The organism is Thermomonospora echinospora, assembly GCF_900108175.1.
In the GTDB taxonomy this organism is placed as follows: Bacteria; Actinomycetota; Actinomycetes; order Streptosporangiales; family Streptosporangiaceae; genus Thermomonospora; species Thermomonospora echinospora.
The window spans coordinates 197,412-214,752 of record NZ_FNVO01000004.1 but is presented as its reverse complement, the minus strand read 5'-3'; the positions used below and the strand labels follow the sequence as shown (position 1 = coordinate 214,752).

Annotated in this window: 17 protein-coding genes; 1 reads left to right on the top strand and 16 read right to left on the bottom strand. The window is 72.7% G+C overall.

The features are described from left to right. Nucleotides 1-3 precede the first annotated feature (3 nt). From C4U03_RS11180 to dacB, 13 genes are all read right to left on the bottom strand, one after another. Nucleotides 4-1,062, bottom strand: a complete 1,059-nt coding sequence (locus C4U03_RS11180) for a HEAT repeat domain-containing protein (protein WP_103937662.1) — start codon at nucleotides 1,060-1,062, stop codon at nucleotides 4-6. 12 nt (nucleotides 1,063-1,074) lie between these two features. Continuing rightward, nucleotides 1,075-2,148: a HEAT repeat domain-containing protein gene (locus C4U03_RS11175; RefSeq protein ID WP_160146966.1), complete on the bottom strand. Its 1,074-nt coding sequence runs from the start codon at nucleotides 2,146-2,148 to the stop codon at nucleotides 1,075-1,077. Nucleotides 2,149-2,273: 125 nt separating this feature from the next. After that, a complete protein-coding gene (locus C4U03_RS11170; protein ID WP_103937660.1) occupies nucleotides 2,274-2,741 on the bottom strand; it encodes a DUF3180 domain-containing protein in 468 nt (155 codons plus the stop codon). Continuing rightward, entirely contained in the window at nucleotides 2,738-3,313 is a 576-nt protein-coding gene (gene folK / locus C4U03_RS11165; protein WP_103937659.1) for a 2-amino-4-hydroxy-6-hydroxymethyldihydropteridine diphosphokinase, read from the bottom strand. Before folK ends, C4U03_RS11170 begins: the two co-directional genes overlap by 4 nt. After that, nucleotides 3,310-3,684, bottom strand: coding sequence for a dihydroneopterin aldolase (folB, locus tag C4U03_RS11160; RefSeq protein WP_235017772.1), 375 nt, complete (start codon nucleotides 3,682-3,684; stop codon nucleotides 3,310-3,312). The genes folK and folB overlap by 4 nt, the downstream gene beginning before the upstream one ends. A 4-nt stretch (nucleotides 3,685-3,688) precedes the next feature. Continuing rightward, nucleotides 3,689-4,126, bottom strand: a complete 438-nt coding sequence (locus C4U03_RS11155; protein WP_103937978.1) for a nuclear transport factor 2 family protein — start codon at nucleotides 4,124-4,126, stop codon at nucleotides 3,689-3,691. A gap of 4 nt (nucleotides 4,127-4,130) precedes the next feature. Continuing rightward, nucleotides 4,131-4,979, bottom strand: a complete 849-nt coding sequence (gene folP, locus C4U03_RS11150; RefSeq protein WP_456119800.1) for a dihydropteroate synthase — start codon at nucleotides 4,977-4,979, stop codon at nucleotides 4,131-4,133. 122 nt (nucleotides 4,980-5,101) lie between these two features. Continuing rightward, on the bottom strand, nucleotides 5,102-5,722 hold the full coding sequence (gene folE / locus C4U03_RS11145; RefSeq protein WP_407701423.1) for a GTP cyclohydrolase I FolE: 621 nt from the start codon (nucleotides 5,720-5,722) through the stop codon (nucleotides 5,102-5,104). Nucleotides 5,723-5,724: 2 nt separating this feature from the next. Further along, nucleotides 5,725-7,749 (bottom strand): ATP-dependent zinc metalloprotease FtsH, encoded by a 2,025-nt coding sequence (ftsH, locus tag C4U03_RS11140; RefSeq protein ID WP_103937657.1) that lies wholly within the window; start codon nucleotides 7,747-7,749, stop codon nucleotides 5,725-5,727. A gap of 287 nt (nucleotides 7,750-8,036) precedes the next feature. Next, nucleotides 8,037-8,597 carry a hypoxanthine phosphoribosyltransferase gene (hpt, locus tag C4U03_RS11135; RefSeq protein ID WP_103937656.1) on the bottom strand — a complete coding sequence of 187 codons (561 nt, stop codon included), beginning with the start codon at nucleotides 8,595-8,597 and terminating at the stop codon, nucleotides 8,037-8,039. A 25-nt stretch (nucleotides 8,598-8,622) separates the two neighbouring features. After that, nucleotides 8,623-9,633, bottom strand: a complete 1,011-nt coding sequence (gene tilS / locus C4U03_RS11130; protein ID WP_103937655.1) for a tRNA lysidine(34) synthetase TilS — start codon at nucleotides 9,631-9,633, stop codon at nucleotides 8,623-8,625. 58 nt (nucleotides 9,634-9,691) lie between these two features. After that, nucleotides 9,692-10,840 (bottom strand): zinc-dependent metalloprotease, encoded by a 1,149-nt coding sequence (locus C4U03_RS11125; protein ID WP_235017771.1) that lies wholly within the window; start codon nucleotides 10,838-10,840, stop codon nucleotides 9,692-9,694. A 174-nt stretch (nucleotides 10,841-11,014) separates the two neighbouring features. Then, nucleotides 11,015-12,403, bottom strand: coding sequence for a D-alanyl-D-alanine carboxypeptidase/D-alanyl-D-alanine endopeptidase (gene dacB / locus C4U03_RS11120; RefSeq protein ID WP_200827192.1), 1,389 nt, complete (start codon nucleotides 12,401-12,403; stop codon nucleotides 11,015-11,017). A gap of 149 nt (nucleotides 12,404-12,552) precedes the next feature. Here dacB and C4U03_RS11115 point away from each other — a divergent pair, with 149 nt between their 5' ends. After that, nucleotides 12,553-13,080: an inorganic diphosphatase gene (locus C4U03_RS11115; protein WP_103937652.1), complete on the top strand. Its 528-nt coding sequence runs from the start codon at nucleotides 12,553-12,555 to the stop codon at nucleotides 13,078-13,080. A gap of 88 nt (nucleotides 13,081-13,168) precedes the next feature. On the opposite strand, the gene C4U03_RS11110 is transcribed toward C4U03_RS11115, so the two are convergent. From C4U03_RS11110 to C4U03_RS11100, 3 genes are all read right to left on the bottom strand, one after another. Continuing rightward, nucleotides 13,169-14,425 (bottom strand): NlpC/P60 family protein, encoded by a 1,257-nt coding sequence (locus tag C4U03_RS11110; RefSeq protein ID WP_235017770.1) that lies wholly within the window; start codon nucleotides 14,423-14,425, stop codon nucleotides 13,169-13,171. Between the two features lie 226 nt (nucleotides 14,426-14,651). Continuing rightward, nucleotides 14,652-16,352 (bottom strand): RNA polymerase sigma factor, encoded by a 1,701-nt coding sequence (locus tag C4U03_RS11105; RefSeq protein WP_103937651.1) that lies wholly within the window; start codon nucleotides 16,350-16,352, stop codon nucleotides 14,652-14,654. Between the two features lie 205 nt (nucleotides 16,353-16,557). After that, nucleotides 16,558-17,328, bottom strand: a complete 771-nt coding sequence (locus C4U03_RS11100) for a nuclease-related domain-containing protein (protein ID WP_103937650.1) — start codon at nucleotides 17,326-17,328, stop codon at nucleotides 16,558-16,560. Nucleotides 17,329-17,341: the final 13 nt, after the last annotated feature.

Here is a 17,341-nt window from a genome sequence, read left to right as displayed (position 1 = left end):
GGCTCAGCCGGGCAGGCCGTCGAGCAGCAGGTCCAGGTAGTACGCGTGCTCCTCGGGCGACAAGCGGGGCACGTCGCCCGACGCGTCGTCCCGCCAGCCCAGCTCCCGCAGCCGCCGCAGGGCCTCCCGCAGCCTCCGCAGGGATTCGGCCGACGGGTGCGGGCAGGAGGTCAGCGCCCTCTTGGCCGCGCTCAGGTACAGCCGGTGGACGTCCGGAGCCGCCAGTGTCGTCCACAGCCGCTCCAGCGCGCCCGGGTCGCCGAGACTCGCCAGCCGGGCCAGGGAGTGCCCCGCCACGCGGACGTTGCCGTCCTCGGTGTAGGGCCTGAGCGCCGCGTCCACCAACGGCCAGTGCCGCTCCTCCAGATCCGAGAGACAGGCCAGGCGCTCTGCCGCCTCACCTCGCACCCGCTGGTCCGGGTCGTCGCGCACCGCCCGGCCCAGCGCCGTCACCACCAGCGGGATCAGCTCGGGGAACCTGCCCGGCTCATAGCCCCACCAGCCTTCCAGCCCGATGAACGCCCGGACCGCCGTTCGGCGCACCTGTGCGTCGGGATCCTCGATGAGCGCCCGGACCAGCCACTCCACCAGCTCCAGCGTGGCAGAAGGGCTGCTTCCCTCGTCGGCAAAGTACTCCAGGCCCTCCACCGCCCCCGCCCGTACCTGCGGGAGGGGGTGGCCGACCATCGCCCGCAGGGTCCGCACGGCCGGTGGATCCGGCATGTACCTGCCGTAGATCGGCAGCGCCGCGGCGAGGATGTCGGTGTCCTGGTCGAGGCGGCACAACCCGGGCAGGACGCGCACCGCGTGCTCCCGCACGCCGGTGCGGTCGGCGGGGATCGGTATGAGGTCCAGCAGTTCCAGCGCGTAGCGGATCTCCTCCTTGGAGCCGCTTTCGCAGACGTGCAGCGAGTACGCGGCCAGGGCCTGAAAGTCCTCGGACCCCAGCCCGGCCCGCAGCCCCATCCGCTCCTCCGCGGGCGCCCGGAACTGCTCGGCGAACATCGCCGCCGCGTCCGCCTCACCGGGAGGCAATGCGTCGTTCGGGTCCTCGCTCGCCATCTGTCCGGGGGTTCACCATGGGGACAGGCGGCTGATCAGGATCTTGAGGTAGTCGTCGCGGGCCTGCGGCGACCAGTTCGGCTCGTCCGTCGGCGCGTTGGCCCAGCCCTGCTTGCGCAGCCGTTTGAGCTCTCCGCGCAGCCGCCGGCGGTCCCGACGCGAGGCGTCGCCCCGGTAGGAGACGAACAGCTCCGTGGCCGCCGACAGGTACTCCCGGTGAACGTCCGGGGCGGCCAGGACCGTCCACAGCCGGTCCAGCGCGGCGGGATCGCCGAGGCACGCCAGCCGGGCCAGCGCCCACGCCGCCACGTACGGGTCGCCGTCCCCGATGTACGGGCGCAGCGCCTCGGCGGCCTCGGGCCTGGCCGCCTGCCACGTCTGGGCCAGGTTCTTCGCCGCCGCCCTGCGCACCGCCGGGTCCTGGTCGACGCCCACCGCCCGGGCCAGCGCCGCCACCATGTGGTGGACCCAGCCCACCTGAAAGCCCGCCCAGTTCTCCATCATGCCGAACGCCTCGGCCACGGCCAGCCGCACCTGGGCGTCGGGGTCCTCGGCCAGCATTCGGGCCAGCCGTTCCGCCAGGTCCATCGTGGCTGGGGGGAATGTGCCTTCGTCGGTGAAGTACTCGATGCCGTCCACGGCGCCCGCCCGCACCCGTGAGTCCGGATGGCCGCTCATCGCCAGCAGGACCTGGGCCGCCGACGGCCCCGGAACATGGGCCCCGTACAGCGGCAGCGCGGCGGCGAGCACCTCGACGTCCTGGTCGGGCCGGCACAGCCCGGTCAGTACGCGCACCGTGTCCGGCAGCAGTTCGGGGCACTCCTCGGCGATCGCCACCGCGTCCAGCACTTTCAGTGCCAGCAGGATCTCCTCGGTGGAACCGCTGTCGCAGACATGCAGCGCCTGCGCCACCAGCGGTCGCATGTCCTTGTCGAGCGCGTCGTCCAGCAGTTCGCCCCGCGTCGCCGCGGGCGCCCGCAGCAAACCGGCGAACGCCTCCGGATCACCGAGCGCCGCCAGATCGACGAGCGTCCCAGGAGCGTCCGGCCCGCCGTGGGCCGCCGACTTCCATACCTGCCCGTCCATGCCTCGTACCTCCGCCGCCTTCACGGACCCAGCCTGCCGGGAGGGGTGTCCCACCGGCATGGGACGGCGGTCACCTCATGGCCGGGAGATGCCGTCCAGAGCCGTTCAGGGCCGTCCAGAGCCGGTCAGGCGCGGGAGGCGCCCGGGTCGCGGTCGTCGGGCCCCTTGGGGACGCGGCAGGCGTACTCCAGCCAGACGGCCGTGCCGACCAGTGCCAGCGCCGCCAGGGCCGTACCGACGCTGACGAAGAAGTCCTGCCGCGGCACGACCTTCTCCATCTGCGACGACAGGTACAGCGCGAACCCGGCGAAGACCCCGGCGATCACCGCGCCGGCATGGGCGCTGGCCTTGGCCAGCACCGCCATCCGGGCCACCATCAGCGGCTCCACCGGCCGGGTGCCGGGCCGCCGGCGGATCCGCCGCCACAGGTTGTAGGCGGTGAACCCCTCGCCCAGACCGAGCAGCAGCAGCGTCGGCACCATCGTCCAGGGCAGCTTGGGCAGCGACTCGTACAGCGCCTGCAACAGCGCCCAGGTGACCAGGCCGAGCCCGACCACCAGGGCCGCCAGCAGCGCCGGGCGGGTGGGCCTCACGCGGGCTCTTGGAGGGTCAGGTCGTCCCTGCGCCGCACCACGTCCGGGCCGCCGGCGCGCAGCGCCGCCGCCGCCAGGTCGGCCACCCTGCCGTGTCCGGGCAGCAGCACGTCGGGCTCGACGTCCGCCCACGGAACCAGCACGAACGCCCGCTCGTGCGCCCGCGGATGCGGCAGCGTCAGCCGGGGGTCCTCGGAGGTGACGTTGCTGAACACCACGATGTCGATGTCCAGGGTGCGCGGCCCCCACCGCGTCTCGCGGACCCGGCCCAGCGAGTTCTCGATGCTGAGCACCCGGTCCAGCAGGGTCTCCGGCGCCAGCCTGGTGTCGGCCACCACCACCACGTTCAGATAGTCGTCCTGCGGGGGGATCTGGCCTTCCGGCCCGCCGTACGGGGCGGTCTCGTACACCGGCGACATCGCCACGAACCTCAGCCCGGGCGCGTCGAACAGCGCGTCGATCCCCTCCTGCAGGTTGCTCAGCCGGTCGCCCAGATTGCTGCCGAGCGACAGCACGGTGCGGTGCTGGACGAGCATATGGCTACCGGTGGGGGTCCGGTCGGGCGAAGTCATGATCGGCTCCTGTAGATCTTCACGGCCACGTCGGTGAACACCTGCCGCACCGGGGCGCCCGGCTTGTGCACCGTGACGTGGACCTGCTGCACCGTCGGGTCCTGCAGGCAGACCTCGGCCAGCCGCTCGGCCAGCGTCTCGATCAGGTTGACCGGCTCCCCCTCGACGACGGCCACCAGCCGGTCGGCCAGGGATCCGTAGTCGACGGTACGCGACAGGTCGTCGCCCGCCGCCGCGGGCCGGGTGTCCAGGCCCAGCGCCACGTCGACGACGAACTCCTGCCCCAGCTCCCGCTCGGCGGGCAGGCAGCCATGCCGTCCCCGGGCCCGCAGCCCGGTCAGTTCGATCAGATCCGGCCCGCCGGGGATCACTCGCTCACTCCTCGTCGTCCTCCGCCTGGTTCAGCACCGGTGACCCGTGGTGGTGCAGCAGCCGCCATCGCCCCTCCACCCGCAGGAACAGGTTGGTGGCAACGATGCTCCCACCGGCCAGCCCGCCGGGGGCGTCGGCGCTGTCGTCTACGGTGATGATGTTCTCCGAGCAGGTCACCAGGGCCTGGTCGCCGTACACCACGGTGTGCAGGTCGGTCAGCACGAACTGGATGTAGGGGGTGTTGGCCATGATCAGCGCCCAGGACCGCAGCACCTCCTCCCGGCCCCGCAGCAGCGGCCAGCCCGGATGCACGCAGCCCACGTTCGGGGCGTGCGGGCCGTCGGCCCACACCGCCGACATGCGGTCCAGGTCCCCGTTCTCGAACGCGGCGTAGAACTCGGCGTTGGCCTCTTCGACCTTGGCCAGATCGGCTTGCTTCACGCCCTCACCCCCGTCCCGCGGCACGCACCGCGGCGGCGACGCGCACGGCGTCGGCGTTGGGACGCACCCGGTGGACCCGCACGCACCAGGCGCCGGCCGCCGCCGACAGCGCGGTGACGGCCACCGTGGCGTCGTCGCAGTCGGTGAACGGGCGGGGATGCCCGTCCGGCTCGGTCAGCAGCCTGCCGAGGAACCGTTTGCGGGACGCCCCGACCAGCACCGGCAGGTCGCCGGACAACTCGCCGAGCCGGGCCAGCAAGGTCCAGTTGTGGTGCGCCTTCTTGGCGAAGCCCAGCCCGGGGTCCAGCACGATCATCGAGGGGTCGACGCCCTGGGCGACCACCGCGTCCACCCGCTCGTGCAGCTCGGCGCGAACCTCCGCGACGACATCGGCGTACTCGGCCCGGTGGTCCATGTCCCTGCTGTGCCCGCGCCAGTGCATGACCACGTACGGGATCCCGGCGCCGGCCAGCATCCGCGCCATGTCCGGATCGGCCAGCCCGCCGCTGACGTCGTTGACCAGCCGGGCCCCGGCCCCGATGGCGGCCTCGGCCACCTCGGCGCGCATCGTGTCCACGCTCACCGGGATCCCGTCGGCGGCCAGCGCCTCGATCACCGGGACCACCCGGCGCAGCTCCTCGGCCAGCGACACCCGCTGCGCCCCCGGGCGGGTGGACTCGCCGCCGACGTCGATCAGGTCGGCGCCCTCGTGCACCAGGTCGTGCCCGTGCCCGATCGCCTTGTCGGGATCGAACCAGGCCCCGCCGTCGGAGAACGAGTCCGGGGTCACGTTCACCACGCCCATCACGAGACATCGCCCTGGCGCGGGCAGCCCGGGAACAGCACTGGTCATGAAGTCAGCCTATGTCCTGATCAAGGTTGTCCGCCGCAGCCGCCCGGCGAACCGCCCGCCATCCCCGCGATCCGGACGGCGCGATGGCCTCGTGACCGGGGACGTTTCCCGCCGAACGCGGGTCAGGAACCGCCGAGGATCAGCGACATCGCCTCGGCGCGGGTCTCGGGATGGTCGCGGAAGTCACCGCGGACCGCCGAGGTGACGGTCTTGGCGCCGGGCTTGCGGACCCCGCGCATGGTCATGCACAGGTGCTCGGCCTCGATCACCACGATCACGCCGCGCGGCTCCAGGATCTCCATCAGGGCGTCGGCCACCTGGCTGGTCAGCCGCTCCTGCACCTGGGGGCGGCGCGCGTACACGTCCACCAGCCGAGCCAGCTTGGACAGCCCGGTGATCTGGCCCTTCTTGTTGGGCGTGTACCCGACGTGCGCCACCCCGTGGAACGGCACCAGGTGGTGCTCGCAGGAGCTGTACACCTCGATGTCCTTGACCAGGACCATCTCGTCGTGGTCGGCCTCGAACACCTTGTTGAGGACGTCCTCGGGGTGCTGCCGCAGCCCGGCGAACTGCTCGGCGTAGGCGCGGGCGACCCGGGCGGGGGTCTCGCGGAGCCCGTCGCGGTCGGGGTCCTCCCCGATCGCGATCAGGATCTCGCGGACCGCCCGCTCCAGCCGTGCGTGGTCGAAGTCCGGGAGTTCCGCCCTCAGCGGGGCCCCGTCCTCGTCATAGGGAAGTGCCAAGGTCAGCTGCTCTCACCGGGCGCGGGGTCGGCCGGCTGCTCGGCACCGCTGCTCTGGCCGTTGCCCTTGGCCAGGTCGGCGCCGCCGGGCAGGTCCTGGACGTCCTTGGGACCCATCAGGGCGAGCTCCTTGGGCGTCAGGACGGGCGGGCGCTCCGACGGCAGCCGCTTGCCGTAGCCGGTGTAGGAGTTCTGCTTGGGCCGCTTGCGGATCGGCGCGAAGATCTGCAGCACCTGCTCCTTGGAGAGGGTCTCCTTCTCCATCAGCTGCAGCACCAGGTCGTCCAGCACGTCGCGGTACTCGACCAGGATCTCCCAGGCCACGTCGTGGGCCGACTCGATGAGCCGGCGGACCTCGTCGTCGATGGCCGAGGCGATGTCCTCGGAGTAGTCGCGCTCATGGCCGACGTCCCGGCCCAGGAAGACCTCGCCCTGGCCGGTGCCGAACTTGCGGGCGCCCAGCCGCTCGCTCATGCCGTACTCGGTGACCATGTTGCGGGCGATGGCGGTGGCCTTCTCGATGTCGTTGGCCGCGCCGGTGGTCGGCTCGTGGAAGACCAGTTCCTCGGCGGTCCGGCCGCCCAGCAGCATGGCCAGCTGGTCGGTCATCTCCGAGCGGGTGGTGAGGAACTTGTCCTCCATCGGCAGGGTCATGGTGTACCCCAGGGCCCGGCCGCGCGGCAGGATCGTCACCTTGTGCACGGGGTCGGCGTTCGGCAGCGCGTGCGCCACCAGTGCGTGCCCGCCCTCGTGATAGGCGATGATCTTCTTCTCCGACTCCGACATGACCCGGGTCTTGCGCTCCGGCCCGGCCATCACCCGGTCGATGGACTCTTCCAGGGTCTCCATGTCGATCAGCTTGCGGTCGAACCGGGCGGTCAGCAGCGCCGCCTCGTTGATCACGTTGGCCAGGTCGGCGCCGGTGAACCCGGGGGTGCGGCGGGCGATCACGTCCAGGTCGACGTCCGGGGCGAACGGCTTGCCGCGGCCGTGCACCCGCAGGATGCCCTTGCGGCCCTCCAGGTCCGGGCGGTCCACGGTGACCTGCCGGTCGAACCGGCCGGGACGCAGCAGCGCCGGGTCCAGGATGTCGGGCCGGTTGGTGGCGGCGATCAGGATGACACCGCCCTTGACGTCGAAGCCGTCCATCTCGACCAGCAACTGGTTGAGGGTCTGCTCGCGCTCGTCGTGGCCGCCGCCCAGGCCCGCGCCGCGGTGCCGGCCGACCGCGTCGATCTCGTCGATGAAGATGATGGACGGGGCGTTGGCCTTGGCCTGCTCGAACAGGTCGCGCACCCGGGAGGCGCCGACGCCGACGAACATCTCCACGAAGTCCGAGCCGGAGATCGAGTAGAACGGCACCCCGGCCTCCCCGGCGACCGCGCGGGCCAGCAGGGTCTTGCCGGTGCCGGGCGGGCCGAACAGCAGCACGCCCTTGGGGATCTTGGCGCCGATGGCCTGGAACTTGGCCGGGTTCTGCAGGAAGTCCTTGATCTCCTCAAGCTCCTCCAGCGCCTCGTCGGCGCCGGCCACGTCGGCGAAGGTGGTCTTGGGAGTGTCCTTGGTGATCAGCTTGGCCTTGGACTTGCCGAAGTTCATCACCCGCGAGCCGCCGCCCTGCATCTGGTTCATGATGAACAGGAAGATCAGCACGACCACGATGATCGGCAGCAGGCTGAAGATCAGGTTCAGGAAGAGGCTCTGCTTGGGGACGTCGACGTTGTAGCCGCCCGGCAGCTGGTTGGCGTCGGCCTTGGACTGCAGCAGCTTCTGCAGTTCCAGCCCCTGACCACTGACCCAGGAGGCCTTGAGCTGCTTGCCGTCCTTGAGGGTCACCTCGATCCGCTGATCCTTGTCGACGATCTTGGCGGACTTGACCTGGTTGCTGTTGATCGCCGAGATGACCTTCGAGGTGTCGGAGGCCTCGTACTGGTTGCCCGGGTTGACGCCCCACATGACGACGGCGACCAAGAGACCGAACAGCAGGATCCACAGCAGCGGCCCGCGGAAGTAGCGCTTCACGTCCATTTAACCGGCAACCCCTTCGCGAGGTTCCGTCCCTCCTGACCAGCGTCTGCAAGACCCCATCGGACGGATCACCCGATGAGGCGGTCTCCCTCAATGCGGCGGCCCCGAGCACATGCCCGGAGACACCGACGGTACACCGGTATCCGTCGGAGTCGCAGCCTGCGCGCTCCTCTGGCTCCGCCGGTATACCTACCGTCCAGTCTTGCAACGTACCGCTTGGTCCCTATGTTCCCTTGTGTCCTGTCGGCCGCCGACCAGCCCCGGACCTGCCCCTTCTCCGCCCGGCCCTACTCCCGGCCTCCGTAGACATGCGGGGCGAGGGTGCCGACGAACGGCAGGTTCCGATACTTCTCGGCGTAGTCCAGCCCGTAGCCGACCACGAACTCGTTGGGAATGTCGAACCCCACGTAGCGCACGTCGATCTCGGTCTGCGCCGCCTCGGGCTTGCGCAGCAGGGCGCAGATCTCCAGCGACGCGGGGTTGCGCGACTGCAGATTGCTGACCAGCCACGACAGCGTCAGCCCGGAGTCGATGATGTCCTCGACGATCAGCACGTGCCGGTCGCTGATGTCGGCGTCCAGGTCCTTAAGGATCCGCACCACCCCGGACGAGCGGGTGCCCGAGCCGTAGGAGGACACCGCCATCCAGTCCATGCTGACCGGCGCGTGCAGCGCCCGGGCCAGGTCGGCCATCACCATGACCGCGCCCTTGAGCACCCCGACCAGCAGCAGGTCCCGGCCGTCGTAGTCGGTGTCGATCCGGCCCGCCAACTCCCGGATCTTGGCCTGTAGCCGGTCCTCCGGGATCAGCACGTTGGCCAGGTCAGCGCCCAGGTCCTTGTCGTCCACTGCTCTACCGCACCTCGAAACTCGGTCACTGTCGCCGCCCGTCGGCGGCGGTCCCACGCCGGCGAAACAGCAGCTTTCCATATCGCCGCAAAGCGCGTACGCCCCCGGGCAGGTCAACGTGGTGTTGCCCGCGCCAGGCCGTCACCAGCCGATCCAGTTCGTCAACGTGGACGGCCGCGAGCGTACCCGCAGGGCCACCCGCCTCGATCGCCGCCCTGCGCAGCACCCGAGTCCGCACCGCCCGTGGCAGCGCCTCCAGCGCCGCAACGTCCAGCCCGCCCCCCTCGCCGTCGAGGACATCGGCGTAGGCGCGGGCGGCGAGGGCGTCCAGCGCCTCCGCGTCGTCGCGCAGCAGCCGGGCCGTGCGCGCCAGAGCCGCGGCCACACCGGGGCCGAGGGCCTTCTCCAGCGCGGGCAGCGCCTCGTGCCGCAGCCGGACGCGCGTGTACGCCGGGTCCTCGTTGTGCGGGTCGTCCCAGGGCTCCAGGTCCATGGCCAGGCACGCCCTGCGGGTGGTGGCCCGGTCCAGTGCGAGGATCGGCCGTACGTAACGAATCTCACCCCGCCGGAAGTCCGGAGGCATCCCCGCCAGCGACCGTGCTCCCGAACCGCGGGCCAGGCCGAGCAGCACGGTCTCGGCCTGGTCGTCGAGGGTGTGGCCCAGAAACACCACCGCGCCGAGCCGTCCGGCGGCCTCGTCCAGGGCGGTGTAGCGGGCGTGGCGGGCGGCGTTCTCCGGCCCGCCGTGCGCGCCCACGGTCACCGCCACCGACCCGGCGGGGTCGAGGCCGAGGTCACGCATCGTCCGTACGACGGCGTCGGCGACCCGGGCGGAGCCCTCCTGCAGCCCGTGGTCGACGGTGACGCCGCCCGCCTCGCGGCCGGCGCGGGGCGCCTCGAAGGCCACGGCCGCGGCCAGCGCGAGCGAATCGGCGCCCCCGCTGCACGCCACGAGCACCCGCGCGCCGGCGGGCAGGTCGTTCAGCGCCCGCCGTACGGCCACCCGCACGGTGGCGACGGCCGGATCAGGCCCCATGCACCCCACCTCCCGGTACGGGCGCAAGAGTACGCCGGGCGGGCGCGCTCGCCGGGGCTCAGCCTTGACCGGCCTCCGGGGGCGGGGCGGCCTGCAGCGACCGGGTGCCGACGACCCGGGCGATCCAGGCGGTCGGCTCCTTGATCTCGGCGTGGGTGGGCAGGGTCTCCGGGGAGGTCCACACCTTGTTGAAGCCCTCCATGCCGACCTCGGCGACCGTCCGGCGGACGAAGCGGGAGCCCTCGGCGTACTGCCGCATCTTCAGGTCGATGCCCAGCAGCCGGCGGATCGCCTTGTCCAGCCGGGAGCCCCCGTCGCGGCGGCCCTGGAAGCGGGCGCGGATCTCCTTGACCGACGGGACGACCTCGGGGCCGACCGCGTCCATCACGTAGTCGCCGTGCCCCTCCACCAGCGTCATGACAGCGGTGAGCCGGTCGAGGATCTCCCGCTGCTGCGGGGTCTGGATGGCGTCGATCAGCCCGGGGCGCGGGTTGTCGGGGTCCTCGTCGCCGCCCCGGATGGCATCCACGACGGCCTCGGCAGTCTGCCGGAGCCGCTCCATCATGGCCGCCGGGTCCACGTCGGAGGCCAGCAGGAACTCCGTCATCTGGTCCTGCACGTAGGAGCGCAGCCAGGGCACCCCGGTGAACTGGGCGCGGTGGGTCTCCTCGTGCAGGCAGACCCACAGCCGGAAGTCACGGGTGTCGACGCCGAGCTCCTGCTCGACGTGGACGATGTTGGGGGCGACCAGGGTGAGCCGGCCGGTGGGCGCGTTGCCGGACGGGTCCGGCGGCAGGAACAGCTCGTACTGGCCGAGGACCCGGCTGGCCATGTAGGCCAGCAGCGCGCCCATCTGCACGCCGGTCACCCGGGAGCCCACGGCCTGGATGACCGCGCCACCCGGTCCGCCGCCGAGGCCGCCCCGGCGCTCGGCCAGCCGGTCCATCAGCGGCTCCAGGACGACCCGGAAGCCGTCGACGTTGGCCCGGATCCAGCCCGGCCGGTCCACGATGGTGGCCTGGGTCGCCTCGGTGCCGACGGCCTCGATGCCGGTGAAGTCCCGCACGTGTCCCTCGGCGAGCCGGGCGAGCCGGCGCAGCTCATCGACGACCTCGTAGGCCTCCTCCTGGCTGATCTGCGGCCCCGGCCGCACCAGCCGGGTGCCCGTCTGGACGGCGACATTCCAGTCGATCATCTGGGCGCTCATGTGCACCACCGTAGTTTCCGACCCGGCGCTGCAGCGCCCTTGCAGGGTGTTCAACGAACAGCCGCTTTGGTTATCTCCCCATATGTCCAGGTCCACACCCCGGATCGGCTCGTCCCGAACCCACGGCGGGGGGCCGTCCACAAACCGGTGCCCAGCCCCCCTGCGACGTCACGGTCAGGGTCCGGTCCGGCAGCCGCAGGCGGCGACGGCCGCGGCCAGCAGGTCGAGGCGGCCGCGGTCCACCGGGCCCTCGCCGTCCCCCAGCATGAACGCGAACGCCAGCAGCCGCCCGTCGGCGTCCTGGACGAGCCCCGCCAGCGTGCTCACCCCCGACAGGGTGCCGGTCTTGGCCCGTACGACCCCGGCGCCCGCCGCCGTCCCGGGGCCGGTGTAGCGGGGGGCCGACAGCGTGCCGGTGAAACCGGCCACCGGCATCCCGGTGATCGCCGCGCGCAGTTCGGGGTGCGCGCCGGAGGCGGCCAGGGAGGCGATGCGGGCCAGCGCCAGCGGGGTGATCCGGTTGCGGGTGGACAGCCCGCTGCCGTCGTTGACGCGCACGCCCTCGGCGACCCCCAGCCGCGCCAGTTCCGCCATGACGGCCTGCGATCCGCCCTCGAACGAGGCGGGCCTGTTCCGTTTGACGGCGACCTGGCGGAGCAGGGCCTCGGCCACGTCGTTGTCGCTGACCGTCATCAGATGCTCGACCAGCGCGGACACCGGCGGTGACTGCACCGCGCCCAGCGTGGGGGCGGCCCGCTCCGCGACGGTGCGCCGTCCCGCCTTCGCCGGTACGCCGTGGCGGTCCAGCATCCGGGCGAACGTCCTGGCGGCGGAGGCCGCCGGATCGGAGACCCGGGTCTGCTCGCCCAGCCTGGTACGGCCCTCGTCCACGGTGAGCGCGCTCATCGGTGCTACCTCGCCGTCGGGAAGGTAGTTGGGCTTCCACCCCTCGGCGGTGCTCCCGCCCTCGTACAGCGAGGTGTCGTAGTCGACGCGGATCCGGGCCACGCCGGCCTTCTTGAGCGCGTCCGCCGTCTGGCGGGCCAGGTCGTCCAGCGAGGCGTACTGCGGGTAGGCGCCGTACGCCGGGGTCCGGGCGGTCAGCGTCGGGTCACCGCCACCGACCAGCACGACGGCTTCTTCGGTGCCGCCCCGTACGACCCTGGTGGTGATCCGGTGGTCGGGGCCGAGCGCGGACAACGCCGCCACCGAGGTGACCAGTTTGGTGGTGGACGCCGGGGTCGCCGGGCGCCGGGCGTCCCGGTCGAACAGCGTCCGCCCGGTCTCGGCGTCGATCACCACCGCGCCGATCTTTGGCCCCGGCCCGTCCGCCAGCGCCGCCAGCCGTTCGGTGAGAACGGCCGCGGAGGGCACCGGCGCATCCGGATCCGTGCCGGGCATCGGCGCGGTGACCTGTACGGGCGTCCGGGCCGCCACCGCCGGGGGCCGGGGCGCCACGCGGTGGCGCGGTGTGAGGTCGATCACCGCCACCCCGGCTCCCGCGGTGCAGACCTGCAGGAGGCACAATGTGATCACGGCAACGATCCGCTCGCGCCTGGGCACCCGATCTCCCCTGCTCTGGCCACCCCGGTACGCGGGGACGTGCGACATCCTTGTATAAGGGAACACCTATGAGCGGGAGCACGGCGGCCCCCGCTCACCCCCTGACACTAATCACTGCGGCTGCGACCACGCGGGGAGCGGAGGACATCTTGGATTTCGACGTCACCATCGAGATCCCGAAGGGGCAGCGGAACAAGTACGAGGTGGACCACAAAACCGGCCGGATCAGGCTGGACCGGATGCTGTTCACCTCGACCCAGTATCCGGCCGACTACGGGTTCATCGAGGACACCCTCGGGGAGGACGGTGACCCGCTGGACGCCCTGGTGCTGCTGCAGGAGCCGACGTTCCCCGGATGCCTGATCCGCTGCCGGGCGGTGGGCATGTTCCGGATGACCGACGAGGCGGGCGGCGACGACAAGGTGCTGTGCGTGCCGTTGACCGACCCCCGGATGGAGCACATCCGCGACATCCACCACGTGCCGGAGTTCGACCGGCTGGAGATACAGCACTTCTTCGAGGTCTACAAGGACCTGGAGCCCGGCAAGTCCGTGGAGGGCGCCAGCTGGGTGGGCCGTGTCGAGGCCGAGGCCGAGATCGAGCGGTCCCGCAAGCGCGCCGCCGAGCTGGTCCACGACCACGACCACGACCACGGGCACGCCGAGCCGGCCGAGTAGGCCGGCAGTCCCCTCCCCGGATGTACGCGGCCTTCCGGGGCGCGCCCGATAGCGCGCCCCGGTGCCCGTCCGCCGGGCGGCGCGACCGTCAGGCGGCGGGACGGGTGGCGCCGATGAGGCCACGGCGCCAGATCGACGAGATACGGACCCGGGCGCCGGTGTAGGGCGCCTCCACCATCTGGCCCCGGCCGACGTAGATGCCCACGTGATGGATGGTGTCGGGGTTGCGCGTATCACGCGCGAAGAAGACCAGATCCCCCGGGCGCAGCATGTTGAGCGGGATGTGCGGGCCGGAGGTCCACTGGGTGCCCGTCCAATGGTCCAGCCTGACCCCCACCTTGGCCCATGCGTGGAGTGCGAGGCCGGAGCAGTCGAACCCCTTGGTGCCCCTGCCGCGGCCGATTCCGTAGCTGGGGCCGTTGGCGTTGCCGCCGCCCCACGAGTAGGGCGTGCCGAGCCATCGCAAAGCGGACTGCACCACCACGGCCGCCCGGCTGGAGCCCTGGAGCAGCGCGGACGTTCCGCGGCCCGCTCCCAGTGACCGCCGGCGGGAGAGCTTGGTCACCGACGACCCGCGGAGTCTGGTCTCCAGAGCCTCCCGGCGCTTGCCCTCCAACCGCCGTGCCTGCGCCTCGGCGGCGCTGAGCAGCCGTTCGGCGCGCTCCTTGTCCTCGTTGAGGCGGGTCATGGACGCGTGCTGCCGGTCGACGGCCTCCTCGGCGGCGCGCTTGGCCGCCTCCGCCCGCTGCAGGGCATCCTGCTGCCCGCGGAACGCGGCGGTGGCCCGTCCCCGGAACACGTCGGCGACGTCGCGGGCGGCCCGGGTCTTCTGGAGGGCGCCGGTACGGTGGCGTTCCATCATCTCGACCAGTCCGGCCCGGTCCATGGCGTTCTGTGGCCCGCCCCGGCCGGTGATCATGCCCGCCCAGGAACCCGTCCCGCCCTCGGTCCGGTAGGCGGTGGCCGCGAATCCGGCCAGCTCGGTACGGATGGTCTCGTAGCGCCGTTCGGCCTCTGCGAGCCTGTCCTCGGCGGCCTGCTGCTCCTGGCGGGCCCGGTCCAGCATGACCAGCTCGCCGTTGTAGCGCTCCACGGCCGTCTCGGCGCGGATCGCCAGCTCCTCCAGTTCGCCGTCCGCAGTGGCCAGCTGCGCCTTGAGCCGCCCGACCTCGACGGCCCGGTCCCGTACCTGCTGCTTACCGCGCGCCACCTCGCCGGCGCTGGGCACCGGCTCGCCGGTCGCCCGCCCCGCCAGGCCGAAGGCCCCTGACGACACGCCGAGCGCGGCCACCACGAGCATCGCCCCGGCCGACCGCACGACGCGGCGCCCGTCTCTGCTCTCCACCACGGCGTCCCCCGACGCCGGCCCCCGGCGGAGGGCGCATACGGACCGACCCATGTCCCAACCCCTCAACAGCCCGGCGCGCACCATTCGCGACGGGAGATGTCACCACTGGTCACATTAGGAACTTCAGTCCCTGTAAACCCAGCGGTAACCACCCACCCGACGATCATGGTCGGTCCCGTTTTCCGCCAAGCCGGGCGCGGGTCGTGTCAGCTCTGGCCCCAGATCAGGTCTGGGGCGGTTCAGCTTCGGGGTCGGGGCCGGAACTCGGCGGGGGTTCCGAGGGACCGGGCTCCGGCGGATCCGATGGCGCCGGATCGGGCGGCGGCTGCTGCGTCGGCGGCTCCGGTGGCGCGGAGTACGGCTCGGAGTAGGGCGCGTCCGGGTCCCGGTCAGGGCGGCCCGGCGGGAGGCTGGGTGCCCTCTCGGGGGGACGGCCCGGTGCGGACGGCCCCGGGGGAACGGGAACCGGACGGGGCTCGCCGGCCGGTCCCGGACGCCAGGTGACGACCACCTGGATCCCGCTGGGCTGGAAGGTGATCGCGCCCTGGCCGCTGGAGCCCGGCCGGCGGGTCACCGTCAGCCAGAGCAGGACCGGCCGCCCGGCGTACAGCCGCCCCGACGTGCGGCCCAGCCGGACCCGGCCCGAGGTGTGGGCCTGCCAGTCCACCGGCCCGCCCTCGGCCAGCAGTTCGACCGCGCCGTACAACCTGCCGCCCAGATCCAGATAACGAGGCGAGACCGCCAGCGCACCGGAGCCGCCCTCCGGCCGGTCGGGGCGCTCGGGCGTGCCGGGCTTATGGCCGCGTTCCGCCGGTGGCGTGGGCCGGGCGGTGGGCGGCGCGGACGAACGCCTGGCACCCAGCGGCCAGGTGGGAGACGCCGGCAACGAGTCGACGGCCCACTTTCCGGGGAGCTTGTGGTCCGGTACGGCGAGGGGCTGCGGCGGCGCGGCGGGGACGGCCTGGCCGCCGACGGCCCGGTCGTCACCGTGCAGGACCGAGCTCAGCGTGGCCGCCAGCAACACCAGGCAGGCGCCCGCCGCGGTGATCAGGGCCACCCGCCTGCCCGTCCGGTCGGCGCCGTCGTCGGCCGCCGCCTCGTCCGGGCCTTGCCGCTCGGGGAGCGGGTGCCGGACGTCGAGGCCCACGGCCCGGCGGGCCTGCTTCGGGTCCTTCAGGTCCTTGGGGTCCTTCGGGTCCTCGAAGGAGACCAGCATCCGGGCGTGCAGCGAGGCCGGGGGCTCCGCCTCGGGTAGCAGTCCGTAGACCTTGACCGGCGAGACGGCGCGCCGCCGGAAGGGGCCGCAGGTCGTGCACTCCTGGGCGTGCCACACCAGCAGCCGCCGCATCGGGGCGGTCAGTTCGCCCTGGCGTTCCCGCAGGATCGCGGCCCGGCCAGGGCAGTCGTACGGGCCCTCCTCGGCCAGCAGTTCGGCGGTGACCGCCTCCTGCAGGTCGGCGTTGGCACGGGCGAGGACGCGCCGCGCGTCCCGTACCGGCAGGTCGAGGACGGCGCCGAGGTCGGGCACCGGCAGCCGGTGGCGCACCCACAGGTCGAGGACCTCCCGGCTCAGCGGGGGCATGCCCCGGACCGCGCGCCAGGCCAGGATCCGCTGGTCCACGTCGGCCTGGTCGTGGGCGGCGACCGGGGGGACGGGGGGCATCCCGTCCCCGGTCTCCCGGCGGTCGCATTCCAGCCGGGCCGTCGCGTACAGCCAGGGGCCCAGGCGGCCGGCGTCCCGCAACCCGCCGATGCGCGTCCTGGCCGCGGCGAACGTCTCGCGCAGCGCCGCCTCGGCGGCGTCATGGTCGTGGAGCCGGAACCAGCAGTAGTCGTACAGGCGGGGGGCGTAGGCGTCACAGAGCGCGGCGGGCGCCCCCGGCTCCCGCGAACCCAGGGCTTTGACCAGGGTGTGGTCATCCATGCATTCGAAGGTAAAGGCTCCAATCGCCTTTCACGCGCCATTCGAATGAATCAGGATAGGCGATTCGAGACCATCGTCCAACGCCTTCGAAAAATGTCCCGAACGCCGAGTGCATTCCCGTGTGCCGGAAAGACTCCTTTTGTCCGCCACCCTGACGACCCGGAACATCTCGCTTTTCCGGGCTTTTCCGGATCGTTCACCGGCGTCACCCGCGCAGGCCGCGGGCGCCCTGCGCGACGGCGTTCAGCATCGGCGGCAGCACCCGCTCGGCGGCCGCGGCGATGGCCGCGACCTGGGCGCCGGTGAGGACCACCGGGCATTCCTCGACGAAGCCCGGCAGCCGGGCCGCCTGCTGGAAGATCGCGCCCCGGTGCTCCAGTCCCTCGTCCGGCAGGCGGGCCCCGTGCACCGCCACGATCGCGGACACCGGCACCTCCTGGCCGAGTTCCGCGCCGAGCAGTTCGCCGACCGTGCGGGCGATCCGCACCGCCGCGACGGGCAGGGTCGTCACCGGCCGCCGGCCCGCCCACATCCGGCGGCGGTCGGCCCACAGCCTGGTGCCCGGCCGCCACCGCCGGCTGACGATGGCGTGCACCCCGGTGGGCCCGATGACGAGATGGTCCAGGTTCGTCGCGGGGGTGCCCGGCAGCGCCCGGTCGTGCAGCACGCGGTAACCGCGGCCGAGACGGGCCAGCCGCCGCCCGGTCCGGCGCTCGGCCAGCGCGCCGCGCCGCCAGCCGGTGACGGGGCCGGGCCGGTACCGCGTGTGCGCCAGGTGCGCGACGAACGCCAGCGCGGCCGCCGTCACGCTCGCCCGCCACCCCGCCAGACCCAGGACGATCACCGCCACGGCGGCCGTCAGCACCAGGCGGACGGCGATCCGCTGCCGCCGGTACTCGCCCGCCAGCATGCGGTAGCGCGCCCGGGCCGAGGCCCCGGCCTGCGAGGCGCCGCCTCCCGCCCTGCGACCCGGCACTGCTCAGCCCCCT